The organism is Nitratireductor aquimarinus (genome assembly GCF_017255295.1).
Classification (GTDB): Bacteria; Pseudomonadota; Alphaproteobacteria; order Rhizobiales; family Rhizobiaceae; genus Nitratireductor; species Nitratireductor aquimarinus.
Genome location: NZ_JAFKDE010000004.1, coordinates 340993 through 367342, shown reverse-complemented (window position 1 = coordinate 367342; position 26350 = coordinate 340993). Strand labels below are relative to the sequence as shown.

Annotated in this window: 23 protein-coding genes, 1 pseudogene and 1 riboswitch; of the genes and pseudogenes, 23 read left to right on the top strand and 1 reads right to left on the bottom strand. The window is 63.1% G+C overall.

Features of this window, described 5'->3' with window-relative positions; all coding sequences use genetic code 11:
- Window positions 1–10: 10 nt before the first annotated feature.
- The 17 genes and pseudogenes from JYP46_RS09050 (at window position 11) to JYP46_RS08970 (ending at window position 19758) form a co-directional block, all read left to right on the top strand.
- Window positions 11–1195 carry a glycoside hydrolase family protein gene (locus tag JYP46_RS09050; protein ID WP_206547902.1) on the top strand — a complete coding sequence of 395 codons (1185 nt, stop codon included), beginning with the start codon at window positions 11–13 and terminating at the stop codon, window positions 1193–1195.
- A gap of 266 nt (window positions 1196–1461) precedes the next feature.
- On the top strand, window positions 1462–2262 hold the full coding sequence (locus JYP46_RS09045; protein WP_371685972.1) for a transporter substrate-binding domain-containing protein: 801 nt from the start codon (window positions 1462–1464) through the stop codon (window positions 2260–2262).
- Window positions 2263–2337: 75 nt separating this feature from the next.
- The gene (locus JYP46_RS09040) at window positions 2338–3000 is read left to right on the top strand and encodes an amino acid ABC transporter permease (RefSeq protein WP_025031477.1); all 663 of its coding nucleotides are present in this window, start codon (window positions 2338–2340) and stop codon (window positions 2998–3000) included.
- Window positions 3001–3004: 4 nt separating this feature from the next.
- Window positions 3005–3670, top strand: coding sequence for an amino acid ABC transporter permease (locus tag JYP46_RS09035; RefSeq protein WP_206547901.1), 666 nt, complete (start codon window positions 3005–3007; stop codon window positions 3668–3670).
- 11 nt (window positions 3671–3681) lie between these two features.
- The gene (locus JYP46_RS09030) at window positions 3682–4452 is read left to right on the top strand and encodes an amino acid ABC transporter ATP-binding protein (RefSeq protein WP_113153077.1); all 771 of its coding nucleotides are present in this window, start codon (window positions 3682–3684) and stop codon (window positions 4450–4452) included.
- An 86-nt stretch (window positions 4453–4538) separates the two neighbouring features.
- Window positions 4539–4715, top strand: a pseudogene (locus JYP46_RS09025) (PLP-dependent aminotransferase family protein); the annotation flags it as partial.
- A gap of 90 nt (window positions 4716–4805) precedes the next feature.
- A riboswitch (cobalamin riboswitch) is annotated at window positions 4806–5018 on the top strand.
- Window positions 5019–5113: 95 nt separating this feature from the next.
- Entirely contained in the window at window positions 5114–7993 is a 2880-nt protein-coding gene (locus tag JYP46_RS09020; RefSeq protein ID WP_206547900.1) for a ribonucleoside-diphosphate reductase subunit alpha, read from the top strand.
- Window positions 7994–8122: 129 nt separating this feature from the next.
- Window positions 8123–9238 (top strand): ribonucleotide-diphosphate reductase subunit beta, encoded by a 1116-nt coding sequence (locus tag JYP46_RS09015; RefSeq protein WP_206547899.1) that lies wholly within the window; start codon window positions 8123–8125, stop codon window positions 9236–9238.
- A 3-nt stretch (window positions 9239–9241) separates the two neighbouring features.
- Window positions 9242–9466, top strand: a complete 225-nt coding sequence (locus JYP46_RS09010) for a hypothetical protein (protein WP_206547898.1) — start codon at window positions 9242–9244, stop codon at window positions 9464–9466.
- A 76-nt stretch (window positions 9467–9542) separates the two neighbouring features.
- Window positions 9543–12086 (top strand): heavy metal translocating P-type ATPase, encoded by a 2544-nt coding sequence (locus JYP46_RS09005; RefSeq protein WP_206547897.1) that lies wholly within the window; start codon window positions 9543–9545, stop codon window positions 12084–12086.
- 130 nt (window positions 12087–12216) lie between these two features.
- Entirely contained in the window at window positions 12217–13299 is a 1083-nt protein-coding gene (locus JYP46_RS09000; RefSeq protein WP_206544283.1) for a LacI family DNA-binding transcriptional regulator, read from the top strand.
- A gap of 32 nt (window positions 13300–13331) precedes the next feature.
- Window positions 13332–14354, top strand: a complete 1023-nt coding sequence (locus JYP46_RS08995; protein ID WP_206547896.1) for a polyamine ABC transporter substrate-binding protein — start codon at window positions 13332–13334, stop codon at window positions 14352–14354.
- A 73-nt stretch (window positions 14355–14427) separates the two neighbouring features.
- On the top strand, window positions 14428–15255 hold the full coding sequence (locus JYP46_RS08990; protein ID WP_113153071.1) for an ABC transporter permease: 828 nt from the start codon (window positions 14428–14430) through the stop codon (window positions 15253–15255).
- Window positions 15252–16031 (top strand): ABC transporter permease, encoded by a 780-nt coding sequence (locus tag JYP46_RS08985; RefSeq protein ID WP_025030355.1) that lies wholly within the window; start codon window positions 15252–15254, stop codon window positions 16029–16031. The genes JYP46_RS08990 and JYP46_RS08985 overlap by 4 nt, the downstream gene beginning before the upstream one ends.
- Window positions 16024–17049: an ABC transporter ATP-binding protein gene (locus JYP46_RS08980; RefSeq protein ID WP_206544281.1), complete on the top strand. Its 1026-nt coding sequence runs from the start codon at window positions 16024–16026 to the stop codon at window positions 17047–17049. The genes JYP46_RS08985 and JYP46_RS08980 overlap by 8 nt, the downstream gene beginning before the upstream one ends.
- 16 nt (window positions 17050–17065) lie before the next feature.
- Window positions 17066–17983 (top strand): nucleoside hydrolase, encoded by a 918-nt coding sequence (locus JYP46_RS08975; protein ID WP_206547895.1) that lies wholly within the window; start codon window positions 17066–17068, stop codon window positions 17981–17983.
- Window positions 17980–19758: an adenine deaminase gene (locus JYP46_RS08970; protein ID WP_206547894.1), complete on the top strand. Its 1779-nt coding sequence runs from the start codon at window positions 17980–17982 to the stop codon at window positions 19756–19758. The genes JYP46_RS08975 and JYP46_RS08970 overlap by 4 nt, the downstream gene beginning before the upstream one ends.
- Before the next feature lie 186 nt (window positions 19759–19944).
- On the opposite strand, the gene JYP46_RS08965 is transcribed toward JYP46_RS08970, so the two are convergent.
- Complete coding sequence (locus JYP46_RS08965; RefSeq protein WP_113153068.1) at window positions 19945–21114, bottom strand: M20 aminoacylase family protein; 1170 nt, start codon at window positions 21112–21114, stop codon at window positions 19945–19947.
- Between the two features lie 145 nt (window positions 21115–21259).
- On the opposite strand from JYP46_RS08965, the gene JYP46_RS08960 reads away from it, so the two are divergent.
- The 6 genes from JYP46_RS08960 (at window position 21260) to JYP46_RS08935 (ending at window position 26347) form a co-directional block, all read left to right on the top strand.
- The gene (locus JYP46_RS08960; protein WP_206547893.1) at window positions 21260–21985 is read left to right on the top strand and encodes a phosphoribosyltransferase; all 726 of its coding nucleotides are present in this window, start codon (window positions 21260–21262) and stop codon (window positions 21983–21985) included.
- Window positions 21986–22119: 134 nt separating this feature from the next.
- Complete coding sequence (locus JYP46_RS08955; RefSeq protein WP_206547892.1) at window positions 22120–22878, top strand: gamma-glutamyl-gamma-aminobutyrate hydrolase family protein; 759 nt, start codon at window positions 22120–22122, stop codon at window positions 22876–22878.
- Window positions 22879–22993: 115 nt separating this feature from the next.
- The gene (locus JYP46_RS08950; protein WP_113153066.1) at window positions 22994–23470 is read left to right on the top strand and encodes a DUF3830 family protein; all 477 of its coding nucleotides are present in this window, start codon (window positions 22994–22996) and stop codon (window positions 23468–23470) included.
- A 79-nt stretch (window positions 23471–23549) separates the two neighbouring features.
- A complete protein-coding gene (locus JYP46_RS08945; RefSeq protein WP_113153065.1) occupies window positions 23550–24584 on the top strand; it encodes an ABC transporter substrate-binding protein in 1035 nt (344 codons plus the stop codon).
- A gap of 145 nt (window positions 24585–24729) precedes the next feature.
- A complete protein-coding gene (locus JYP46_RS08940) occupies window positions 24730–25551 on the top strand; it encodes an ABC transporter permease (protein ID WP_113153064.1) in 822 nt (273 codons plus the stop codon).
- Entirely contained in the window at window positions 25544–26347 is an 804-nt protein-coding gene (locus JYP46_RS08935; protein WP_113153063.1) for an ABC transporter permease, read from the top strand. The genes JYP46_RS08940 and JYP46_RS08935 overlap by 8 nt, the downstream gene beginning before the upstream one ends.
- The last annotated feature ends 3 nt before the right edge of the window (window positions 26348–26350 follow it).

The window sequence follows — 26350 nt, the reverse complement described above, 5'->3', positions numbered from 1 at the left end:
AGTGCCCGCCATGCATCTGTCGATGTGGACTTACCCCTGGGATGTTCAGGATCAGGGGCTGGAGCGGCTTGTCGCCGATCTGCGCGACCGCGCCGGGCTCAACACGGTCAGCCTCGCCACGTCCTATCACGCCGGTCGCTTTCTCCAGCCGCGCAGCCCGCATCAGAAAGCCTATTTCCCCGAGGATGGAACGGTCTATTTCGAGCCGGACGAAGCGCTCTGGGCGGATCGGGAGATCAAGCCGCTCAAGGCGCGCAATGTTGCCGAGCGTGGCGACATGCTGAAGGTGCTCACAGACGCGCGCGCACAGACCGGCATGAAAGTCTCCTGCTGGACCGTCTGCCTGCACAACACGCGTCTGGGCATGGAGCATCCAGACCACGTGACCCGCAACGCGTTCGGCAATCCGAACTATTACAATCTCTGCCCGTCCAGCCCGGCTGCCCGCGCCTATGTCACCACGCTCGTTCAGGATGTGAGCACCCGCTACCGGCCGGACATGATCGAGCTCGAAAGCCCCAACTTCATGGGGTTCGCGCACGAATATCACCACGAGAAGGACGGCGTCGGCCTCAATGCGGAGGATGATTTCCTCCTGTCGCTCTGCTTCTGCGACCATTGCATGGCGCGTGCCGGGGCGGCTGGCGTCAATGCAAAGGGCGCGCGCGAGACGGTTGGCCGCTTCATCGCAGAAATGTGCGCGCGTGAAATTCCCGAAAAGCAGTTCCCGGATTTCCCGGAAGCGGGCCTCGATGCGTTCAACGCTCATGAAGACCTGCGCGCCTACCTTGCCTGGCGCAGCGAGCCGGTCACGTCGCTGATTGCCGAGATCCGTGAGGCTGCACATCCTGAAACAAGGGTGGTCCTGATCGACCTTGCCGACGGATGGCTGGGCGGTGTCGAACTGGAAGAAGCGGCAGGGGCCTGCGATGGCGTGATCCTCTGCTGCTACTGCATGGAGCCGCAGGCCGTGAGTGCGCTATTCGAAAAAGCGCGTGGCATCGTCGGACCAGAAAAATTCCTGGGCGTCGGGCTGCGCGTCTTCTACCCGGAGATGGAAAACGGCGACGACCTTGCCGAGCGGGCGCAGGCCGCCATCGCCGCCGGTGCTGATGGTGTGAATTTCTACAATTACGGCCTGATCCCGGAAAAGCGCCTCGACTGGGTGCGCACCGCCACCGACCGCCTGGCGTAAGACAGCGCCATTTCGCGAGGTGTCAGACGCCGCCACATGTCTGTGCGCGGCGCCCGCTGGCATGCGGGTTTTCCGCATTGCCCGGGCCTGTGCAGTTTCAAAAAAGCGCTGACGGCATTCCTTGACAACAAGCCGGCTATACGGCTTGATGTGGAAATCCACTAATATGGATATGTGTCCATAATAGTGGAACTGACAAATTTGGGAAAGGGGAACTCAGCATGGCTATTCCGTTTCGCGCACATGCGCTTCTGCTCACCACCGCAATGATGGTCGCGGCCGCACCGGCGGTCGCGCAGGACAAGAGCAAGCTCGACGAGGTTCTGGAACGCGGTCACCTCGTTCTTGGCACCGGCAGCACCAACGCGCCCTGGCACTTCAAGAGTGTCGACGACAAGCTTCAGGGCTTCGATGTCGACATGGGCCGCATCATCGCCAAGTCGCTGTTCGGTGATCCCGACAAAATCGAATATGTGACGCAGTCCTCGGATGCGCGTATTCCGAACATCACCACCGGCAAGGTCGATGTCACCTGCCAGTTCATGACCGTCACCGGTGAGCGCGCCCAGCAGGTTGCCTTCACCATCCCGTATTACCGCGAGGGCGTTGGCCTCATGCTGAAGGCCGATGGTGATTATGCGGATTACGAGGCGCTCAAGGAGGCCGGTTCCTCCGTCACCGTGTCCGTTCTGCAGAATGTCTACGCGGAAGACATGGTGCACGCGGCTCTGCCCGAGGCGAGCGTCGACCAGTATGAGTCCGTCGATCTCATCTATCAGGCGCTGGAATCCGGCCGCTCTGACGCCGTCGCCACCGACCAGTCGTCGCTTGCCTGGTACATGACGCAGAACCCCGACCGTTACCGCGATGCCGGTTATGGCTGGAACCCGCAGTCCTATTCCTGCGCCGTCGCGCGCGGCGATCAGGACTGGCTCAACTTCGTCAACACCGCCCTGCATGAGGCGATGACGGGCGTTGAGTTCAACTTCTATGCGGACTCTTTCAAGACCTGGTTCGGCAAGGATCTGCAGCCGCCGCAGATCGGCTTCCCGGTCGAATACAAGTAAGCATCGCATCTGCATGAGGGCGGCGGGTGACCGGGTGCGTCATCCGCCGGCCTTCCTGCATGGCTGGGACCCGATATGGGCTATACACTCAATTTTTCCGCCGTCTGGCGCAGCTTCGATCAGCTTCTCTGGGGGCTGCTGCTCAGCCTTGAACTGGCGATTGGCGCGATCCTGATCGGCGCCGTCATCGGCCTCGTAACCGCCTTTGGCCTCATCTCCAAAAGCGGCTGGGCGCGCCGTCCGGCAGCGCTTTACGTCACGGTGATCCGCAATCTGCCGATTCTCGTTCTGATCCTGTTTTCCTATTTCGCGCTGCCGCAGATGGGTGTCCGTCTGGGCAAGATCGAGAGCTTCGTGGCAACGCTCGCCATCTATTCCGGCGCCTATCTGGCGGAGGTGTTTCGCGCGGGCCTTCTGTCCATCCCCAACGGTCTGAAGGAGGCGGGCCTCGCCATCGGTCTGACGCCGATGCAGATCCGCACATCCATCGTCATACCGCTGATGTTCAGAAACGTGCTGCCGTCGCTTTCATCCACGCTGATCTCGCTTTTCAAGGACACGTCTCTGGCCGCAGCCATCGCCGTGCCGGAACTCACCTTCGAGGCGCGCAAGATCAATGTCGAAACCTTCCGTGTGGTCGAGACCTGGATCGTCGCTTCCTGTCTCTATGTCGCCACCTGCACGGTGCTGGCCGCGCTTATGCGCATGGTCGAGCGCCGTCTTGTGATTTCGAGGTAAGCCGATGAACGAGTTTCTCGCATTTCTCGATCAGGTCTGGCTTGCCCGTTTCGTGATCCTGCGCGGCCTTGGCCTGACCGTTTCAATCTCGCTTCTGGCCATCGCCCTGGGCTCCGTGCTGGGCGTTCTGGTCGGGCTTGCGCTGACCTATGGAAACAGGCCGCTGCGGTTTGTCGTCCGCGCCTATACGGATTTCATCCGTGGCACGCCCGTGCTCGTTCTGGTGCTCGCCAGCTTCTACATCCTGTCCACGATCGGCATTGAGCTGAACGCGTTTCAGGCGGGTGTGTTTGCGCTGGCGGTCTTCTGCTCCTCGCATGTGGGTGAAATCGTGCGCGGCGCGCTGCAGGCCATTCCGCCCGGGCAGACAGAAGCGGCCAAGGCCATCGGCCTCACCTTCAGCCAGACCTTCACTTCGGTTCTGTGGCCGCAGGCGCTGCGCCAGATGCTGCCCACCTGGGTGAACACGGCTGCGGAGATGGTCAAGGCGTCCACGCTTCTGTCCGTCATCGGCGTGGCCGAGCTTCTGCTCCGCACGCAGGAGATCATCTCCCGCAATTTCATGAGCCTGGAGTTCTATTTCCTGGCCGGCCTTCTCTACTTCGCCATCAATTACGCCATCGAGCGCTTCGGTAAATATGTCGAGCGCAAGGTGTCTGTTCCATCCTGAGAGTACCCGACATGACGAAGAACCTTCTTGAAATTCAGGCCCTGCGCAAGCGCTACGGTTCGGTGGAGGTGCTCAAGGGCGTCGACTGCACCATGCAGCAGGGCGAGGTGATCTCGATCATCGGTTCGTCGGGCTCCGGCAAGACAACCATGCTGCGCTGCATCAACATGCTGGAGGATTTTCAGGGCGGCCGCATCCTCATCGATGGCGAACCCATCGGCTATGAAGAGCGCAACGGCGTGCGCGTTCGCAAGAGCGAGAAGGAAATCGCCCGCCAGCGCGCGCTGACGGGCATGGCCTTCCAGCAGTTCAACCTGTTCCCGCACATGACCGCAGCATCCAATGTCATGCTCGGCCTGATCAAGGTGAAGAAGATGGCGCGCGACGAGGCGCGCAGCGTCGCGGAGAAATGGCTCGAGCGCGTCGGTCTCGGCCAGCGCGCGGATCACTACCCCGGCCAGCTGTCCGGCGGTCAGCAGCAGCGCGTGGCCATCGCCCGCGCCATCGCCATGAACCCGCGCCTCATGCTCTTTGATGAGGTAACGTCTGCGCTAGATCCCGAACTGGTGGGCGAAGTGCTGCAGGTGATCAAGGATCTGGCTGCCGATGGCATGAGCATGCTTCTGGTCACCCACGAAATGCGCTTCGCTTTCGAGGTTTCCTCCCGCGTCATCTTCATGAACCAGGGGGTAATCGGCGAGGAGGGGGATCCGAAGGTGATGTTCCTGAAGCCGCAGACCGAACGCCTTGCCGAATTCCTCAAGACGTCGAGCTTCGCCTGAGATCTTGACCAACTGCCGCCGGTGCGCCCGAGCGCCCGGCGGAAAATCTGGCGCCTGCCACGCACAGAATGATGGCGGCAGTGACCGACGGGCCGGATGCGGCCACGCTTGCCCGCCATGCGCTTGAGAGGGACGTGGTGCTCGCGCCAGGAAACGCCTTCAGCCTGTCAGGCTCGGCCTGCGGGTTCCTGCGTTTCAACGTTGCTCAATGCGACGATGAACGGATTTTTTCCGTTCTGGAGGAGATCACACGCGCGCCGTAGAGCCATGCCCAAAGCGGCGTTGCGAATAATCCAGCAGTTTGTTTCTGCTTTCCCCGGAAACAATATATTGACTTCATATATCCAGAAGATACCAACTGTAGGGGTTATGGTTCTTTCGATTCCCTGCGGGATCGGAAGTGAAAAGGGAAGCCGGTGCGCCTCTGGGCAAGGCCGGCGCTGCCCCCGCAACTGTAAGCAGCGAGCCGCTTTCACTCTGTGTCACTGATGCCCCAGCGCATCGGGAAGGCCGGAAAGCGGTGATGACCTGCGAGCCAGGAGACCTGCCATGACGAAATAAACGTCCACGGGCGGGGTGTCCCGGTGGTGCGTGTGTCGCTACGGCAATGCCGTCGCGCCGCATGTCTCCGCGCCCCCGTCCAACCGCCACGGGGGTCTACATGCCGGCGACTGAAGCACAACACACCAACGGCACCGCCACGGTTCCGCATTCCATCACAAACACCGAAACTACATCTCTTGAACCGGGGTATCGCGTCATCCGCCGTAGTGGCGGTGTAACACCGTTCGATCCGGCAAAGATCGCGGTGGCGCTGACCAAGGCGTTTCTGGCGGTTGAGGGTTCCACCGCCGCTGGCTCGCGCCGCGTCCATGAAATTGTCGAAGAGCTGGCGGAACAGGTCGTGTCCGCGCTCACGCGCCGGGCCGATGCGGACCGTCTGTTCCACATCGAGGAAATTCAGGATCAGGTGGAACTCGCCCTCATGCGCGGCGAGCATCATCGGGTTGCCCGCGCCTATGTGCTCTATCGCGAGGAGCGCGCCCGCGAACGCGCCGCCGGGACGGCCAGTGTGGAAGCCCCGCAATCCGCCCTGCAGATGACGGCGGATGACGGAACGCTGGTTCCGCTGGACGAGGCGCGGCTTGCCGCAATCGTCGAAGAAGCCTGTGCCGGCCTCAAGACCGTTTCCGCCGAACCGATCCTCACGGAAACCCGCCGCAATCTCTATGACGGCATCCGTCAGGACGAGCTGTCGCTTGCGCCCATCCTTGCCGCCCGCACACTGGTGGAGCAGGAGCCTGACTATGCGTTCGTCTCCGCGCGTCTTCTGCTCGACAGGCTGCGGCGCGAGGCGCTTACCTTTGTGGCCGGCAGGCCCGAGCAGGCGACGCAGGCCGAAATGGCGGAGCGCTATGCAAGCTATTTCCCTGACTTTATCGCGAGCGGCATTGCCAGCGAGCTCATCGACCCCGAGCTTGCCCGTTTCGATCTGGCGCGCCTTGGCGCGGCGCTCAGGCCCGAGCGTGATCTGAACTTCCAGTTCCTTGGCCTCCAGACGCTCTACGACCGCTATTTCCTGCATGCCGGGGGCATTCGTTTCGAGTTGCCGCAGGCGTTCTTCATGCGTGTCGCCATGGGGCTTGCCGTGCGCGAGATCGACCGCGAGGCGCGCGCCATCGAGTTCTATGACCTTCTGTCGTCCTTCGACTTCATGGCCTCCACGCCCACCCTGTTCAATTCCGGCACGCTGCGCCCGCAGCTTTCTTCCTGCTTCCTCACCACGGTGGCCGACGATCTCGACGGCATCTTCAAGGCGGTGAAGGACAATGCGCTGCTTGCCAAATATTCCGGCGGTCTCGGCAATGACTGGACGCCGGTGCGCGGTCTCGGCGCGCATATCAAGGGCACCAATGGCGAGAGCCAGGGCGTCGTGCCGTTCCTCAAGGTCGCCAATGACACGGCCATCGCCGTCAATCAGGGCGGCAAGCGCAAGGGCGCCGTCTGCGCCTATCTGGAGAGCTGGCACATCGATATCGAGGAGTTCCTCGATCTGCGCAAGAACACCGGCGACGACCGCCGCCGCACGCACGACATGAACACGGCCAACTGGGTGCCGGACCTGTTCATGGAACGCGTCGAGGCGGACGGTTCGTGGACGCTGTTTTCGCCTGACGAGACGCCCGACCTGCACGACCTTTATGGCAAGGCGTTTCGCGCTGCCTACGAGGCCTATGAGGCAAAGGCGGAAGCCGGTGAACTGCGTGTCTTCAAAACCGTGCGCGCGGTCGATCTGTGGCGGCGCATGCTCACCATGCTGTTCGAGACCGGGCATCCCTGGGTCACCTTCAAGGACCCGTGCAACATCCGTTCGCCGCAGGGCCATGTCGGCGTCGTTCACTCATCCAATCTGTGCACGGAAATCACGCTCAATACGTCCAGGGACGAGGTGGCCGTCTGCAATCTGGGTTCGGTGAACCTCGTCAATCACATTGCCGATGGCGCGCTCGATCTGGCGCGGCTGGCGCGCACGGTCGGCACCGCCATGCGCATGCTCGACAATGTCATCGACATCAATTTCTACACCATTCCCGAGGCGCGCCATTCCAATCTGCGCCATCGCCCGGTCGGTCTCGGCCTGATGGGCTTTCAGGATGCCCTGCAAAAGCTGCGCATTCCCTATCAGAGTGAACAGGCGGTGGCCTTTGCCGATATGAGCATGGAGGCAATCGGCTATCATGCGATTGCCGCTTCGGTGGAACTTGCCGCCGAGCGCGGGCGCTATGCCAGCTTCGACGGTTCGCTCTGGTCGAAGGGCGTTCTGCCGATCGATTCCATCCGGCTTCTGGAAGAGGCGCGGCCGGGCGTCGAGATGGACAGTGCGGCAACGCTTGACTGGGAGAGCCTGCGCAAGCGGGTGAAGAAAACCGGCATGCGCAATTCCAACTGCATGGCCATCGCGCCCACCGCCACCATCTCCAATATCTGCGGCGTGTCCCAGTCCATCGAGCCCGCCTACCAGAACCTGTTCGTCAAATCGAACATGTCGGGCGATTTCACCGTGGTGAATGCGGCGCTGATTCACGATCTGAAAGAGCGCGGTCTGTGGGATGAGGTCATGATGTCGGACCTCAAATATTTCGATGGGTCCGTCGGTCAGATCGACCGCGTGCCGGATGATCTGAAGGCGCTCTATGCGACCGCGTTCGAGATCGCACCCGCCTGGCTGATCGAGGCCGCCTCGCGCCGCCAGAAATGGATCGATCAGGCCCAGTCGCTCAATCTGTACATCGCCAATCCGAGTGGCAAGAAGCTGGACGAACTCTACCGGCTGGCGTGGCGGAAGGGTCTGAAGACGACCTATTACCTGCGCTCGCGCTCGGCCACCCATGTGGAGAAATCCACGCTCAAGGGAACCGACGGCAAACTCAACGCCGTCTCCGCCACGAGCGTTTCCGCCGCGCCCATCGCCATCGATCCGAACGCCGCATGGGGCAGGGCCTGCGCCATCGACGATCCCGAGTGCGAAGCCTGCCAGTAGCCCGGCCTTCGCATCTCCCGCTCCGCGCCCCAACCCTCATCGTGAGCCTGAGCCCCCCACCTTCATCCTGAGCCTGTCGAAGGACGAAGGTGGGTACGTAGCGCCCAAACCCAATCGGAAGCCAAAAAAATGCTGAACTGGAACGAACAATCGCAGCCCGCCACTGCCGCGAACCCTGCCGCTGACGAGGCCGACGCCACGGGCCTCGGCGAGATCGAGCGCGGGGCGGCCCGCGTCTCGGTGGATGACAAGCGCATGATCAACGCCCGTGCCGACGTCAACCAGCTCCTGCCGCTCAAATATCGCTGGGCCTGGGAGAAATATCTCGCCGGCTGCAACAATCACTGGATGCCCACCGAGGTCTCCATGCAGGCCGACATTGCGCTCTGGAAGTCGCGCGATGGCCTGACCGAAGACGAGCGGCGCATGATCAAGCGCAATCTCGGATTCTTCGCCGCCTCCGAATCCCTTGTCGCCAACAACATCGTTCTGGCGATCTACCGGCACCTCACCAATCCCGAATGCCGGCAATATCTGCTGCGTCAGGCCTTCGAGGAGGCGATCCACACGCACACTTTCCAGTACATCGTGGAAAGCCTGTCGCTGGACGAGGGCGAGCTGTTCAACATGTATCGCGAAGTGCCCTCCATCACCGACAAGGCGGCATGGGCGCTCGACTTCACGCAGCATCTGGACGATCCCGAATTCAGGACCGGCAAGCCGGAGGCCGATCAGGCGTTCCTGCGTGACCTCGTGGCCTTCTATGTCATCTTCGAGGGCATGTGGTTCTACACCGGCTTCGCACAGATCCTGTCGCTTGGCCGCCGCAACAAGATGGTCGGCATCGCCGAGCAGTATCAATACATCCTGCGCGATGAATCGATCCATCTGAACTTCGGCATCGACGTCATCAACCAGATCCGCATCGAGAACCCGCATCTTTGGACGCCCGCCTTTCAGGACGAGGTGCGGGGCATGATCGCGCATGCCGCCGAACTGGAAGCATCCTACGGGCGGGATACGATGCCGCGCGGCTTTCTCGGTCTCAACGCGGCGCTGTGCGAACAGTACATGCACTTCATCGCAAACCGCCGCTGCGCCCAGCTTGGCCTGGCTCCGGTCTTCGCCGAAACCGAAAACCCGTTCCCGTGGATGAGCGAGGCGATGGATCTGAAGAAGGAGAAGAACTTCTTCGAGACCCGCGTCATCGAATATCAGAACGGCGGCGCGCTGAGCTGGGACTGATTGATGGCGTATGACGCAACCAGAATGAAGCTGTTGCGCGCGGGTTCGATCCCCGCGCAGCAGCGCGCTTTCATGGAGTGGCTTTTGAGCCTCCCGCCCCATGCCGATATCGAATATGCGGCGCGCCGCCAGCTTGCCGAGATCGACCGGCGGCTGCCGAACCACCCGGAAGTGCAGTATCTGCGCCTGCTCCTGAGCGCCTTTTCCGGCTCCGACAAGATGCAGTGATTTTCTCGCTTGACCTTCCATTGACTGGAAGGTTTAGAAGCGCAATCCTGAACAATAGTCATTCAGGGTGAAAGCGATGAATACCCTTCCTGCCGGCACGTCTTCGGCCAATGTAAAACGCTTCCGCATCGAGGGGCTGAGCTGTGCTTCCTGCGTCAAACGCGCGGAAAAGGCGATTGCTGCCGTCGATGGCGTTGAAAGCGCCTCGGTCAATCTGGCGACCGAGACGGCCGATGTGGCGGTGCAGCCCGGCGTTGATTTTTCCAGCATCGTCAGTGCGGTGGAACGTGCCGGCTATGGCGTGCCGGAGAGCCATCTCGATATCGGCATCGAGGGCATGACCTGCGCATCCTGCGTGCGGCGTGTGGAGCAGGCGATTGCCGCCGTGCCCGGCGTTTCAAAGGTCGCGGTGAACCTCGCCACCGAAGGCGCATCCGTCGAACTTCTGAACGATGAAGCGCGCCGCGGCGTTGAAGAGGCGATCCGCAAGTCCGGTTACACGCCGGTTGCCCGTTCCGATGGCGCTGCCGCCCGTGATGCGCATGAGGAGGCCAAGGCCGCCGAGTTTCGCTCGCTCAAGCGCGATTTCACGCTGGCTGCAATCTTCACCCTTCCGATCTTCATTCTCGAGATGGGCAGCCATTTCATCCCGGGCATGCATGCATGGCTGATGGGGATCGCCGACCGCAAGACGCTTTACCTCCTCTATTTCGTGCTGGCGACCATCGTGCAGTTCGGGCCGGGCCTGCGCTTTTATCGCAAGGGCTTCCCCGCGCTGATGCGCTTTGCGCCGGACATGAACTCGCTTGTCATGCTCGGTTCCACCGCCGCCTGGGCCTATTCGGTCGTGGCCACTTTCGCGCCCGGCGTTCTCCCGTCCGGCACGGTCAACGTCTATTTCGAGGCGTCCGCCGTCATCGTCACGCTCATCCTGCTCGGCCGGCTTCTGGAGGCGCGCGCCAAGGGCCGCACCGGCGAGGCCATCAAGCGGCTGATGGGCCTGCGCGCCAAGAGCGCGCGTGTTCTCCGCGACGATGCCTTTGTCGAGCTGCCGCTTGAGGACGTGGTTGTGGGCGACCGGCTTCAGGTGCGCCCCGGCGACAAGGTGCCGGTCGACGGTCTGGTCGAAAGCGGTTCTTCCTATGTCGATGAAGCCATGATCTCCGGCGAGCCGGTGCCTGTCTCCAAGGCCGAAGGCGACGAGGTGATCGGCGGAACGATCAACAAGACCGGCAGCTTCGTCTACCGCGCCACCAAGGTCGGCTCCGACACGGTGCTGGCGCAGATCATCCGCATGGTCGAAAACGCGCAAGGGGCCAAGCTGCCCATTCAGGCGGTGGTCGACCGGGTCACGGCCTGGTTTGTGCCGGCCGTGATGCTTGCCGCCGCACTCACCTTCGTCGTGTGGATGGTGTTCGGTCCCGATCCCGCATTCGCCTTCGCGCTGGTCAACGCGGTCGCGGTGCTCATCATCGCCTGCCCGTGCGCCATGGGGCTCGCCACGCCCACCTCCATCATGGTCGGCACCGGCCGCGCTGCACAGCTCGGCGTTCTGTTCCGCAATGGCGAGGCGCTGCAGAGCCTGCGCAACACAAGTGTCGTCGCCTTCGACAAGACCGGCACGCTGACGCTCGGTCGCCCCGCACTCACCGATTTCGTGATGCAGAATGGGTTCGAGCGCGCCGATATCCTTTCGCTCGTCGCATCGGCGGAAGCCATGTCCGAACATCCGGTGGCCGAGGCCATCGTCGAGGCCGCGCGCGCCGAAGGGCTCACCCTCAAGCCGGTCGCCGCGTTCGATGCGGTTCCGGGCTTCGGCATTGCAGCCACCGTTGACGGCCGCAAACTCCACATCGGTGCGGACCGCTACATGCGCCAGCAGGGTGTCGAGATCGGCAGCGCATCCGCCGATGCCGACAGGCTCGCAACCGACGCCAAGACGCCGCTTTATGCGGCGGTCGATGGCCGGCTTGCCGCCGTGGTTGCCGTTGCCGATCCGGTCAAGGAATCAACGCCGCGTGCCATCGCTGCACTGCATGCGCTGGGGCTCGAAGTGGCCATGATCACCGGCGACAACCGCCACACCGCCGAAGCCATTGCCGCAAAGCTGGGCATCGACCGGGTCGAGGCGGAGGTTCTTCCCGAGGGCAAGGTCGAGGCGCTCAAGCGCCTGCGCAGTCTGGCAGGTCCGGTCTCCTTCGTCGGTGACGGCATCAACGATGCTCCTGCACTGGCAGAAGCCGATGTCGGCATCGCCATCGGCACCGGAACGGATGTCGCCATCGAAAGCGCCGACGTGGTTCTCATGGCGGGCGATGTGACCGGTGTTGCCAATGCAATCGGCCTCTCGCAGGCGACCATGACCAACATCAGGCAGAACCTGTTCTGGGCCTTCGCCTACAATGTGAGTCTCATTCCGGTTGCTGCCGGCGTCCTCTATCCGGCCACGGGCACGCTCCTGTCGCCCATGCTCGCTGCCGGTGCGATGGCGCTCTCCAGTGTCTTCGTGCTGGGCAATGCCCTGCGCCTCAAGCGCTTTCAGGCGCCGCTTCCTGCCCGGTCCGCCGGGCAGGAGGGAGCGCAGGTCGGCGAGGCGAGGGCGGTCACGGCGTCCGCCTGATCGCCATAGCGGTCATGATATTGATATGTCCTGACCGCTATTTCTGGGGATTTTCAAAATCCGATTCGACATGATGGTTCTTGCCGGGCATAATGCTTAAACGCTTAACCTTCATTTGAATCGGGCTTTGATGGCTTCTCGCGCCAATCTATCCGATATTGCCAAAGCTCTTGGCGTATCGGTTGCGACCGTTTCAAACGCGATGTCCGGAAAGGGCCGCGTGTCGAAGGAGCTCGGCCGGGCGATCCGCGAAAAGGCAAAAGAGCTGGGCTATGTGCCCAGCCTCGCAGGCCGGGCGCTGAGCACCGGGCGCAGCCATGTGCTTGGCCTCGTTCTGGCCGATATCGGTCACCCGCTCTTTCCCCAGTTCGCGCAGGCCATCGAGCACGCCGCCTCCGAGGCCGGCTATGGCGTTCTCATCGGCGACAGTCGCGGCGATATCGAAGCCCAGTCCCGCGCCATCAACCGGCTGATCGAGCGCGGCGCGGATGGCATCGTCGTCGTCCCGCGCCACGGCACCTGCATTGCCGATATTGGCCGTCCCGTTGCGGTCATCGATTCCCCTTCCACGCCGGGCAACACGGTCGCCGCAGATCACCGCAATGGCGGCCTCGAAATGGGCCGGCACCTGCTGGAGCTCGGCCACCGCTCCGTGGCGATCATCGGCCTTCATTCCGATTCCAACGTTCAGAACGACCGCATTGCCGGCATTCGCGAAGCCTTCGCCGGCAAGGGCGAAGCCCGCCTGATCTGGATCGGCGAAATGGAGCGCAGCCATGGTTCCGGCTGCCCGCTCGGGCTTGTGGGTCTGGTGGAGGAGGGCGTTACGGCCTTCGCCGCCGTGTCCGATCTTCATGCCCTGCGCGCAATCACCGAGCTGCAGCAGGGCGGCGTCTCCATTCCCGACGATGTCAGCGTCACCGGTTTTGACGATCTCATCTGGGCCGGCGTCATTGCGCCGAGCCTCACCACCATGCGCATGGATATGGAGCGCATTGCCGAGATCGCCATTGCCGACCTCATTTCCCAGATCGACCAAGGCGGCGCCCGCGATGCGTCGTCCGATCTGCCGGCCCTTAAGGGCCAGAGTTCCATCCCGATGGAGCTCATCATACGCCAGTCAAGCGGCCCGGTGTTGGGTCGGGCCGCTCCTGGCGACAGGACGTCGGTCCATCGCTGGCCTGCGTCATCATCCGCCACGGACCCCGTCTAGAAAAGCACCACCAGAGAAGGAAGCGATTAGACATGTTCAAGAAACTCATGGCCTCCGGCGTCGCGCTGGCCGCACTCAGCGGCGCAGCACAGGCAGCCGACAAGACCCTCGTCATCTCCGTCTATGGTTTCGCCCAGGACGCCTTCAAGGAGATCGTCTACGATCCGTTCGAGGCCCAGTGCGGCTGTGAACTGGTGGTCGAGACCGGCAACTCCGTGGAGCGTCTGGCAAAGCTGGAAGCCCGCAAGGACGATCCGGAAATCGACATGGCCGTCATGTCCACGCACGACGCGCTTTCGGCATCGCGCAAGGGCATCTCCCAGTCCATCGACGTCAGCCGCCTGTCGAACTACGACAAGCTCTATGACATCGCCAAGGACCCGCTCGGCGACAATCTGGCTGTCGGCTACACCTTCTACGCCACCTCCATCGCCTACCGCGCCGACGAGGTGACGATTGAAAGCTGGGCCGACCTGTTCCAGGACAAGCTGAAGGGCCGCGTTGCGTTCCCGAATGTCAGCACCAATCAGGGTCCGCCCGCGCTCTACATGGTCGGCAAGGCCATCGGTGACGATTCCGCAGACCTGAAGGCCGCCATTGCCGAAGTCGCCAAGAACAAGGACGACATCGTCACCTTCTACGAGCGTTCCTCGCAGGTCGCACAGCTCATGCAGCAGGAAGAGATCCTGGCAGCACCCATTGGCCGTTTTGCCTGGGGCGCATACGCCAAGATGGGCTTCGACATGGCCTGGGCCACCCCGAAGGAAGGCCAGACCGGCGGCATGAACGTCATGATCCTGACCAAGGGCGCGAAGAACGAAGATCTCGCCTATGAGTTCATGGATTTCTGGCTCTCCACCGAGGTCCAGACCAAGCTTGCCGAGGCGCTGGTGGACAGCCCCGCCAATTCGGAAGTGAAGGTCTCCGAGGAGATCGCCGAAAACCTCACCTATGGCGCCGAGACCGTTGAGAGCCTTCAGCTGCTCGACCCGGCTGTCATCCTCGACAACCGCGAGACCTGGCTCTCGGAGTGGAATGCTCAGATCGGCCAGTAAGCCGATACGCTGATGCGATGGTCCGGGGGCGGGTGGAGGACCCGCCCCTGAACCCAACACAAGGTTCCAACACATGTTTCAGAATCGGATGGAAGGACTGGCGCTGGCGTTGCCTGCGGCGGTCTTCGCGGCGATCGTTTTTCTCGTTCCCGTGGGCATCCTGCTTTCCGAGGGCTTTCGCGCCGAGGGAAGCTGGACCCTGGCGTCCTATGCCAGCTTCTTTGAAAGCGACCTGAACCGCACCGTCTTCTGGCGCACGCTGAAGCTCGGCGCGATCGTGACTGCCGTGTCGGCGGTCATCGGCTATGCCACGGCCTATTCCATCGTCACGCTGCCGCCCACCGCGCGTGGCCGCATGATCGGCCTCGTCGTCATGCCGCTGATGATTTCGCCCGTCGCCCGCACCTATGCCTGGATCGTCATTCTGGGCCGCACCGGCTTCGTCAACGAAACCATTGTCTGGCTCGGTCTTTCCGACACGCCCATCCGGTTCCTGTTCACCGAGACGGCCGTCTTCATCGGTCTTCTGCAGCTCTTCCTGCCGCTCATGATCCTGTCGCTCATCAGTGCGCTGGAAAACATGCCCAAGGATGCCGTGCCCGCCGCGCGCGTTCTGGGGGCAAACTGGCTGCAGGTCTTCGTCAAGGTTATCCTTCCGCTCACCAAGGAAGGGCTCGTCATCGGCGGCACGCTGGTCTTCACCGGCTCGCTCACCGCCTACATCACCCCCGCCATTCTCGGTGGCTCCAAGGTGCTGATGCTGGAAACGCTGCTCTATCAGCGCGTCACCGTCGCCAATGACTTCGCCTCGGCAAGCATCATCGCCATGATCCTCATGGTCATGAGCTTTTCCGCCAACCTGCTTCTGAAACGCCTGGCCACCGCGAGGAACAAGCGATGACCTCCCGCCTTCTGTCCTACGTCACGCTGACGCTCGTCCTCATCTTCCTGCTCGGGCCGTTCGTCATCATCGTCGCGGCGGCCCTTTCGGGCGGCGAAACGCTCGCCTTCCCGCCGCAGGGCCTGTCGCTCAAATGGGTGATGAAAGTGTTCGAGGTGGAGAGTTTCAGGGCAAGCTTCGCGCTTTCCATGTTCCTCGCCATCTTCGGCACGCTCGCTGCACTCGTGCTTGGCGTGCCGGTGGCCTATGCCGCCTCGCGCTATCGTCTGCCTTTCGGCGAGACCATCCGCACCATCGTCTCCGCGCCGATCATCGTGCCGGGCATCATCGTCGGTCTGGCGCTCCTGCGCTATCTGGTGATCCCGCTTGATGTCAGCGTCGGCGTGGCGCTGTTCATCGCCCACACGGCGCTGATCCTGCCCTATGCGGTACGCGTGGTTTCGGCCTCGCTCGACAATCTGCGCAGCGACATCGAGGAGGCTGCGGTCATCCTCGGCTCTTCGCGGGTCGCCACTTTCTTCCGGATCGTGCTGCCCAACATTCAGAGCGGCATTCTGGCGGCCTTCATTCTGGGCTTTGTCACCAGCTTCAATCAGGTGCCGGTGTCGCTCTTCCTTTCAGGACCGGGCGTGCGCACGCTGCCCATCGACATGATCTGGTACATGGAAATCACCTATGATCCGTCGGTGGCCGCTCTTGCCGCGCTGCTCGCCTTCCTCTCCATTTCCATCGTTTTCCTCGCGGAACGTTTCCTGGGGTTCTCCCGCTATGTCTGATGAAACCTATCTCGATCTGAGCAATCTGACGCTCGCCTACGGCAAGACCGTCGCGGTCGAAAGCCTCAACCTGTCCATCCGCAAGGGCGAGCTGATTGCACTGCTCGGCCCCTCCGGTTGCGGCAAGACCACCACCATGCGCGCCATCACCGGCCTTCTGCGTCCGGCGTCCGGCAAGATCACGCTGGATGGCGCGGACATCACCTATGTGCCGGCCAACAAGCGTCATGTCGGTCTGGTGTTCCAGTCCTACGCGCTGTTCCCGCACCTGACCGTGTTCGAGAACGTCGCCTTCGGCCTGCGCCTGAAAAAGCTTCCCACGGTGGAGATCAACCAGCGGGTCGAGGCCGGCCTCGCCATGGTCGGACTTTCCAAGTTCCACAGCCGCAAGCCGGCGGAACTCTCAGGCGGTCAGCAGCAGCGCGTTGCGCTTGCCCGCTCGCTGGTCATGGAGCCCAAGGTTCTGCTGCTCGATGAGCCGCTGTCCAACCTTGATGCGCGCCTGCGTCTGGAAATGCGCACCGAGCTGCAGCGTGTTCAGCGCGAGAGCGGCGTCACCATGGTCTTCGTCACGCATGACCAGAACGAGGCGCTGGCGCTGGCCGACCGCATCGTCGTCATGAAGGAAGGCGCAATCGAGCAGGTCGGTTCGCCCGAGGATGTCTACAACCGGCCGCAGTCCCGCTTCGTCGCGGACTTTGTCGGCTTCGAGAACATCTTCCCGGTGGAAGGTGACGGCATTCGCACCGAAGCCGGCGCGATGCAGCTTTCCGCAAAGCCCGCCGCCGGCGCGTCCGGTCTCGCCTGGCGTCCCAACATGGTGACCCTCGGCGAGGGGCGCTTTGAGGGCGAGGTGCTTGGCGCTGCCTTTGCCGGCGGCTCGCGCGAATACCTTCTGAAGAGCCCGCTCGGCCCCATCAAGGCCGAGATGGATGCCGCCGCACCCGCTTTCGAGCCGGGCAGCAGGGTCGCCTTCGACCTGCCGCCGGAACGCGCTGCCGTTCTCGAACGCATGTAGAAAGGGAGTGTCCGCCTTGGTCTGGATCGACACGGATATGGGCTTCGACGACATTCTGGCGGTGATGATGGTCGCCGCCTCGTCGAAGCCGGTCGCTGGCGTCTCGCTGGTGTTCGGCAACGCGCCGATGGATGCGGTGCGCGCCAATGCCGCCGGAGCCGCATCGCTGCTGGGCTGGCGGTTCCCGATCCACACCGGCGCGGAACGGGCGATCCTGGGCGGGGTGGAAACACCCGCCCATGTTCTCGGCCCCACCGGCATTCCCACCCGTGGGCGCAGCCTTCCTCAAGCCGAGGCGCTGCCGCGCACCGATGCGCTTGCGGCCCTGACCGCATGGCTTGAAGGGCTTGATGCGCCGGGCGAGATCCTGGCGCTCGGGCCGCTCACCAACATCGCGATCCTGTCGCTCGCCCGCCCGGATCTGCTTTCAAAGATCGACAGCGTGACCTGGATGGGCGGCGGCGCAACGCGCGGCAATCACACGGCGTCCGCCGAGTTCAACGCCTTCGCTGATCCCGAGGCCGTCGCCATCGTTCTGGCAAGCGGCATTTCGCTGCGCGTCGCCGATCTCGACCTGTGCCGCCAGGTACTCGTCGGTCCCGAAGATGTCGATGTCGTGCGCGCCACCGGCACGCAGCGTGGCGACATTCTGGCCGATCTTCTGGGCGCTTATGTCGACATCGCGCTCACGCGCGGCCGTCCCGCCATGGCGCTTTACGATCCCACCGCCGCCGCCGCCTTTGTCGCGCCTGACGCCTTCGTCTTCGAAGAAGCGGAGGTGACGATGGAGCTTGCCGGCGCGCACACGCGCGGCCGCACCATTGTCGACCAGCGCCCGCATGTGAAACCCAACGCCCTGTGGGGCATGCGCGCCGATGCCGCCCGCGTTCGCGCGCTGGCGCTCGATGCCCTTGTGGAGGCTGCCCGCTCATGACCGTCGAACCCCGCGATCTCGACAATGCCGCCCTGCGCGACCGCGCCGTTGCAGCCGCACGCGGCGATGCGCCGTTTGATCTTCTCATTCGCGGCGGCACGCTACTCGATGCGGTGACCGGCGAACTGCGCCCCGCCGATATCGGCATTGTCGGCGCGCTCATCGCCAGCGTCCACGAACGGGGCGCGCGCGAAGACGCAGCCGAAATCATCGAGGCGGAAGGGCTCACCATCACGCCCGGCCTGATCGACATGCACATGCATGTGGAAAGCTCCATGATCACGCCGGCCGCCTATGCGCAGGCTGTCCTGCCGCGCGGCGTCACCACCGTTCAGTGGGACCCGCACGAATTCGCCAATGTGCACGGGCTCGACGGCGTTTCATGGGCGCTGGAGGCGGCAGCCGGTCTGCCGCTGCGCATGATCGTGCTCGCGCCGTCCTGCGTTCCCGCAGCACCGGGGCTTGAAATGTCCGCTGCCGATTTCGGCGGAGTCGAGCTTGCCGACATGCTGGCGCGTCCTGGCATTGGCGGCGTTGCCGAGGTCATGAACATGCGCGGCGTCATCGACCGCACCGCGCCCATGCGCGATGTGGTGCAGGCCGGCCTTGAAAGCGGCAAGCCCGTTTTCGGCCATGCCCGCAGCCTCGCAGGCGCAGACCTCAACGCCTTCATGGCCGCCGGCGTCAGCTCCGATCACGAACTCGTCTCCGGCGATGATCTGATGGCCAAGCTGCGCGCCGGCCTCGCCATCGAGATGCGCGGCTCGCACGATCATCTCCTGCCGGAATTCGTCGAAGCGCTGAACGCGCTCGGGCGGCTGCCTTCCACGGTCACGCTGTGCACCGACGACGTGTTTCCCGACTCGCTTCTGAACGAGGGCGGGCTTGACGATGTGGTGCGCCGTCTGGTGCGCTACGGCATGCCGGCGAGCTGGGCCATTCAGGCCGCAACGCTCAATGCCGCGCACCGGCTCGCGCGCCCCGATCTTGGCCTTGTCGCCGCCGGTCGCCGCGCCGACATCGCGCTGTTTGACGATCTGGAGAATTTCCGCGCCGCCGCCGTCATCGCCAATGGCGTTGTGGTCGCGCGCGATGGCGCTTTGACCGCCCCGGTGAAGGCGCATTCCACCGCGCCGCTCAAAGGCTCGATCAAATGCCCCGCCTTCACGCCCGATGATTTTCGCGTCCGGGCGGAAGGGGAGCGTGTCCGCGTCGCCACGATTCACCGGCCCCGCTTCACCGAGTGGGGCGAGGCCGAAACAACGGTGCGCGATGGCTTCGTCGTGCCGCCCGAGGGCGCGACGCTGATCAGCGTCATCCACCGTCATGGCCGCGCGCCGGCCATTCCCCGTGTGGGCTATCTCACCGGCTGGGGGGCGTGGCGTGGCGCGTTCTGCACCACGGTTTCCCATGACAGCCACAACGTCACGGTCTTCGGCGGCAATGAGGAAGATGTGGCGGCAGCGGCCAACTGGGTGATCGAGGCTGGCGGCGGCATGGCCGTTGCGCAGGGCGGTCGCATCGTCGCCTCTCTGGCGCTGCCCCTGTCGGGTCTCGTTTCCGATGAGCCGCTGGCCGATGTGGCAGCGGGCTTTGCGGCCCTGCGCTCGGCCATGGACGGCATTGTCGACTGGGAGCCGCCCTATCTGGTGTTCAAGGCCTGTTTCGGCGCGACGCTCGCCTGCAATGCCGGCCCGCACCAGACCGATCTTGGCATTGCCGACAACGCCCGCCCCGCCGTTCTGGAAACGCCGGTTCTCGAAATTCTGGAGTAGGCCCGGTCTCAGTTTTCAGGTCGGCGCTCGCCCCTCATCCTCACCTTCTCCCCGTGAACGGGGAGAAGGGGGCATAGAAGCCGCATCTTGGTTTTTGAGCGAGAGAAAATCCGCGCTTTCCTTCTCCCCGCAGGCGGGGAGAAGGTGCCGGCAGGCGGATGTGGGGCGCGCGCCCCACATCAAAAATCAGGCAGCCAGTTCCTGCTCCACCAGCGTCGTCCAGAACTTCACGCCGGTGCCGATTGCCCCGTCATTGAAGTCATAAGCCGTGTTGTGGTGCAGCGCGCCATCAACTGCCGGTCCATTGCCGAGCCACACATAAGCCCCCGGCACGTCTTGCGAGAAGAAGGCGAAGTCGTCGCCCGCCGTCGAAGGCGGAAAGTCGGTGCGCACCTTGTCGCCGCACACGGCCTGCGCCGCCGCCAGCGCACGCGCCGTCGCATCCGCATTGTTCACCACGGGCGGAATGCGGCGGATGAAGCGGTATTCCGCCTCGATGCCGAACATCGCAGCAACACCATTCGCCAGTCGGCCGATCTCTTCTTCAAGCTGGTCGCGCACACGCGGCGTGTAGGCGCGGGCGGTTCCTGCGATGTCGATGAAATCGGGGATCACGTTGAGCGCATTGGGATCGCCCGCCTGCACCGAGCAGGCGCTCACCACGGCTGGCTGCAACGGGTCCACCACGCGGCCGACAATCGTCTGCAGGCTTGCGAGAAAATGTCCGCCCGCCGTCACCGGGTCCTTGCCCAGATGCGGTTTTGCGCCATGGGTGCCGACGCCGCGAAAACGCACCTGCCAGCTGTCGGAGGAGGCAAGCTGCGGGCCGGCCACCACGGCCATCTCGTCGGTGTCGAGGCCGGGCATGTTGTGCAGGCCATAGACCGCATCGCAGGGAAACATCTCGAACAGGCCGTCTTCCACCATGCGCTTTGCGCCACCACGGCCTTCTTCCGCCGGCTGAAAGATGAAGTGCACCGTGCCGGAGAAATTGCGTGTCCGCGCCAGTTCGCGCGCCGCGCCCAGAAGCAGCGTCGTGTGTCCGTCATGCCCGCAGGCATGCATCTTGCCGGGCACGGTCGATTTGTAGGGGCGGTCGGCGGTTTCGGGCATGGCGAGCGCGTCCATGTCCGCGCGCAGGCCGATCGTGCGCGGGCCATTGCCCACCGTCAGCGTGCCCACCACGCCGGTGCCGCCAAGGCCGCGATGCACCTTCATGCCGGTCTCTGTCAGATGCTCGGCGACAATCTGGCTGGTCCGCTCTTCCTCGAAGCCCAGCTCGGGATGTGCGTGCAGATCGCGCCGCAATGCGACGAGAAAATCCATCTCCGCGCGAACATCCTCGTTAACAGCCATCAATACGCCCTTTCCATTTATGCGTCTGCCCGGATAAAAGGTGCCTTCCGCAACAAGGCGGCCGGCGTGGAGATATACGCTCTGTCCGGGAACAGAAATCCAGGTGAAAACAGCTCATTCTTAACGCGGGGCCTTTCGGCAGACAATGACGCATTCCGATTTCCAGATCGATCCCCAGGCATTCTGGCAGGAGCTCGAACCGGCAGGAACCTACGAGCGCGCCCCGCGCGGCGGCCATAAGGGGTTCTTCCCCGCAGAGCTGCCCGATGGGCGTCAGCTCGGCCTCCCGATCCGCGTTCTTTCAGGCGGGGAGCGGGCGCTGGCTTCGCTGATCGTCAACCAGGCGAGCTTCTCCGTCTCCGACGCGCTGGCGAAGGCGCTCGCTGAAAAGGCGTCCGCCTTCAGACCGGATGTTGTCGTCGGTCTGCCGACGCTGGGCCTGACGCTCGCCTCGCAGGTCGCCCGCGCGCTCGGTCACAGCCGCTATGTGCCGCTCAGCACGTCGCGCAAGTTCTGGTACGAGGAAGAGCGCTCGGTTCCGCTGCGCTCCGTCACCAGCCCCGATCAGCAGAAGCGCCTTTATGTGGACCCCCGCATGCTGCCCCTCATAGAGGGGCGCCGCGTGCTTCTGGTGGATGATGTCATCAGCACCGGCAGCTCTATTCTCGCCGGTCTGAAACTCCTCAAACTGTGCAACATCGAGCCCGTCGCCGTCGGTGCGGCCATGTTGCAGACGCGCCGCTGGCGCGAGGCGCTTTCGGCCGAGAGCGATGGCATCTGCGACCGCGTTGTCGGTGTGTTCGAAACGCCGGCCCTTGCGCCAACGCCCGAAGGCGGGTGGCTGCCGGAACAACCGGCTGCGACCGAATAGCGGGTTGATTTATTTCTGGACTGGTCGTTTGGTCCAGAAGCTTTTCGCGGCTGTCTTATTCTCGTAGCGTTGTCCGGGGCGTTATGAGCCTCGCCGCTATTTGCCGTTTTCCAGTTCCCGAAAGGAAGAAATTCATGTCCGCTTTGCCTGTCATCGGCATCATCGCCTGCACCCGCGCGGTGGAGGGAGAGAATGCCCAGATCGTCAAGGAGCGTTACCTGAACGCCGTGCGGCAGCACGCGGACGCGCTGCCTCTCATCCTTCCCAGCAATCTCGATGCGGATGATGTTGCAGCACTCCTGCCCAGAATGGATGCCCTGCTTCTGACTGGCAGCAATTCCAACATCTCGCCCGCACGCTATCGCTCGCCCCATGCGCAGCGCGGCATGCTGGATGCAGCGCGTGACAGCGCAACCGCGCGTCTCATCGATGCAGCGGTAGAAGGCGGCACGCCGCTGTTCGGCATCTGCCGTGGCCTTCAGGAAATCAATGTCGCTTTTGGCGGCACGCTTGTCGACGAGCGTGATGCCGGCACGCCGGAGTTCTCGCACCATGCGCCCGATGGCGTCGATCTCGATGCCATGTTCGCCTATGGGCATGACGCCGAGGTGGTTCCGGGTGCGGCCTATGAGAAGGCGCTCGCCGTCTCCGGTCCCCTGAAGATCAACAGCGTTCACTATCAGCGCATTGGTGAGCTGGGCGAGGGGCTTTCCGCCGCCGTTCGTTCACATGATGGTGTTGTCGAGGCAGTCGCAGCCGCCGGGACAAAGGCTCCGGTCTTCGCCGTGCAGTGGCATCCCGAGTGGGAAGCGGAAAAACGGCCGCATGACCTGGCGTTTTGGCGTTACGTCGGAGAGGCAGCGCGTCGTGCGGCGGGATTGTCACAGGCGTAAGCGCGCTCTGATCTGACTGGCGATAAAATTTCTTTATAGGCAGAATTCCGCATTGCGATTGGACATGCACCCGGCCTTGCCTTGAAATATGGGCGTAACAAACGGGTTTAGGTTCATGACTGACAAGAATATCTATCTGAAATTCGTCGAGGCAGACGTAAAGGGTATCATTTCTCTTTATTGGGATACCGCGCCCAAGACCTGCGAAGCGATCTGGGGTGCACTGGAGAAGCCGATTCAGGTTCCTGCCAGCCATGCCATCTTCTCCGGCCCGGAAATCATGATGGGTCTGCCGGAAGAGGCCCGCAACTTCGATCCGACCAGCCTGCCGCCGGAAAACCAGACGGTTCTCCCGGAGCCTGGTGATATGCTTTGGTTCTATCAGCCGAAGAACTTCTTCAAGATCGATCCGGACGAGTTCTGGGAGATCGGCATGTTCTACGGTGTTGGTGGCCGCACGTTCGGCCCGACCGGCTGGATCCCGTGCACCTACTTCGGAAACATGTCCGAAGGGCTCGACGCAATCGCCGAGCAGTGCCGCCTGATCCGCAAGGAAGGCCTGAAGACGGTCGAGATCGGCCGCATCGTTTGATGATCCGGCAGCCGGCCCTTCTCGGGGCCGGCTGCCCAATTTCCAGAAGATCAAACATAAAGACAGCAAGGGAACAGCCATGAAGACGATTTCCAAGATCACGGTCGCCGGCGTTGGCGCTCTGATGGCAGGCACGGCGCTTGCCCAGGCCGAAACGCTCACGATCAACTCCTTCGGCGGTGCTTACGAAGAAGCGCATCGTGAATGCATTCTCACCCCGTTCGAGAAAAAGACCGGCGCTCAGGTGCGCGTGGTGACGGCCTATTCCGCCGACGCTTTCGCCCAGCTTCGCGCGCAGAAGAACGCTCCGCAGTTCGATGTCATCCACTTCTCCGGTGGTCAGGAAATCGTGGCTGCCGAAGAAGGCCTCCTGTCGCCCATCGACGAAGCCAAGCTGACCAACGCCGCCGATGTCTATGACTTCGCGCGCGCCAACCTCGCCAAGGGTGAAGGTCCGGCCTACTCGATCGCTGCGATCGGCCTTCTCTACAACGACGAAGCTGCCGATCCCAAGCCGACTGCCTGGAAGGATCTTTCCAACGAGGCCTATGCCGACCACATCGTCCTGACCGACATTTCCAACGGTTACGGCATGCTCGGCTTCCTCATGATCAACCAGGTCAATGGTGGCGATCTCGACAACATTCAGCCGGGTCTCGATGCAGTCACCAAGCTGCTCGAAAATGGCGCAATCGTTGTTTCCACCTCGCCGGAAATCCAGCAGGAGTTTGCCCAGAACGACGCCTGGATCGCGGCCTACGCTTCCGATTACGCCTACACGCTGCGCAAGGCCGGTCTGCCGACCGCCTTCACCCAGGGTGCAGAAGGCACGCCGGCAAGCTTCATCACGGCAAACCTCGTAGCAGGCCGTCCGAACCAGGATCTCGCCGTCCAGCTGATCGACATGTCGATCTCGCCGGAGGCGCAGGCCTGCTTCGCAGAGAAGCTGCGCTACTCGCCGACCAACGCGAAGACCGAGCTTGCCGGTGAAGTCGCCGCCGACGTCGCCTATGGCGAAGAGGGCGTGAAGGGTCTCATCCGTTTTGACCCGGTCAAGATCGAGGCCAACCGTTCGGCCTGGGTCGACGCCTGGAACCGCACCATCGCCCGTTAAGGCGCCCGCTAAGGCGCCCGCCAAGGCGAAACCTTGAATTGCGGCGTCGCATCCCCTTGCGGCGCCGCGCCTTGCGCCTGCACATTCGCGCGGCCAAACCCGCTGGGCCTTCACCGGTCCAATGCAAGCTGAAACAAGGACGACCATGACAGACCGCGCGGAAAACTCGCTTCTGATCCTGCCGGGCCTCTTGCTCCTGGTGCTCGCCTTCTTCGTGCCGATTGCACAGATGCTGATGCTGTCTGTCTCGGGCGAGAACGGGCTGACCCTGGCCCATTTCACCCGCTTCCTGAGCGACCCCTATTATCTCAATGTGCTGTGGCGCACCGTGCGCCTGTCGGCGATCATCACGCTCATCTGCGCGCTGATCGGTTTCCCGATGGCCTATATCATGGCGCATGTCAGCCCGAAGCTGCGGCTCTGGCTGGTCATCATGGTGATCCTGCCGCTGATGACCTCCGTTGTTGTGCGTACCTTCGGCTGGATGGTGCTTCTGAGCCGCAGCGGCCTCGTGCCCGAGGTCCTCCGTGACCTTGGCCTCGTCGGGCGCAATTTCAGCCTGATGCAGACCGAGACCGCCATCGTCATCGGCATGGTGCAGGTGCTTCTGCCCTTCATGACCCTGTCGATCCTCGGCGTCATCACCCGCATCGACAGCCGGCTTGAAGAGGCGGCGCGCACCATGGGCTGTTCCTTCCTGAAGACCCTGCGCACGGTCGTCCTGCCGCTTTCGGTGCCGGGCATCGTCGCCGGTTCGCTCCTGGTTTTCACGCTTTCGGCAAGTTCGTTCGTCACGCCGAACCTTCTGGGCGGCGCCCGCATTCAGGTTCTGGCCGCGTCCATCTACCGTTCGGTCACGCAGACGCTCGACTGGCCCTTCGCCGCAGCCCAGGCTGTCATCCTGTTCCTCGGCATCATCGTTCTCCTGATGCCCTATGCCAGACTTTCGGGGCGCTCCAATGGTTAGAGCCGTTTCCACTCCGCTGCGCATCGGCGCTGTCGCCTTCGTCGTCCTGACGGGCATCTTCCTTCTCGCCCCGCTGGTCGTGATCGTTGGTGTGTCCGTTTCGGAAAGCCAGTTCATCTCGTTCCCGCCAACGGGCTTCTCGCTGCGCTGGTACGAGGCGGTCCTGTCGTCCGACGCCTATCTCAATGCGGCCTGGATCAGCATCCAGGTGGCGCTTCTGGTCACCGTCACCTCCTGTCTCGTGGGCGGTGCGGCGGCCATCGCGCTCCACCGGCGCAAGCTGCCCTTCTCGGGCCTGCTTTCGACGCTGTTTCTGTCGCCGCTGGTTCTGCCCACCATCATCTACGCCATCGGCATGCTGATGCTGTGGAGCGCGATCTTCGGGCCGGTGTCGGTGCTCACCCTGTGGGTCAGCCACACGATCATCACCACGCCCTATGTCATCCGCACCACGCTGGCGGTCCTGTCGGAATCCAATCCCTTCCTCGAGGAAGCGGCGCAGACCATGGGCGCGAGCCGTTTCCAGCGGCTTCGGCTGGTGGTTCTTCCGCAGTGCCTTCCCGGCCTTGCGGCAGGCACCTTTTTCGCCTTCAACATCTCCTTCGATGAGGCCGTTCTGGCGCTGTTCCTGCGCAAGCCCGGCATGACCACGCTGCCCGTGCAGATCTACGGCCAGCTCGAGTTCAGCCCCGACCCGTCGGTGGCTGCCGTTTCCTCCATCATGATCGGCCTGACCGTCCTTCTGATCTTCGTGATCGACCGGATGCTTGGCCTGCACCGTTTCGCGAGCACCTGATCC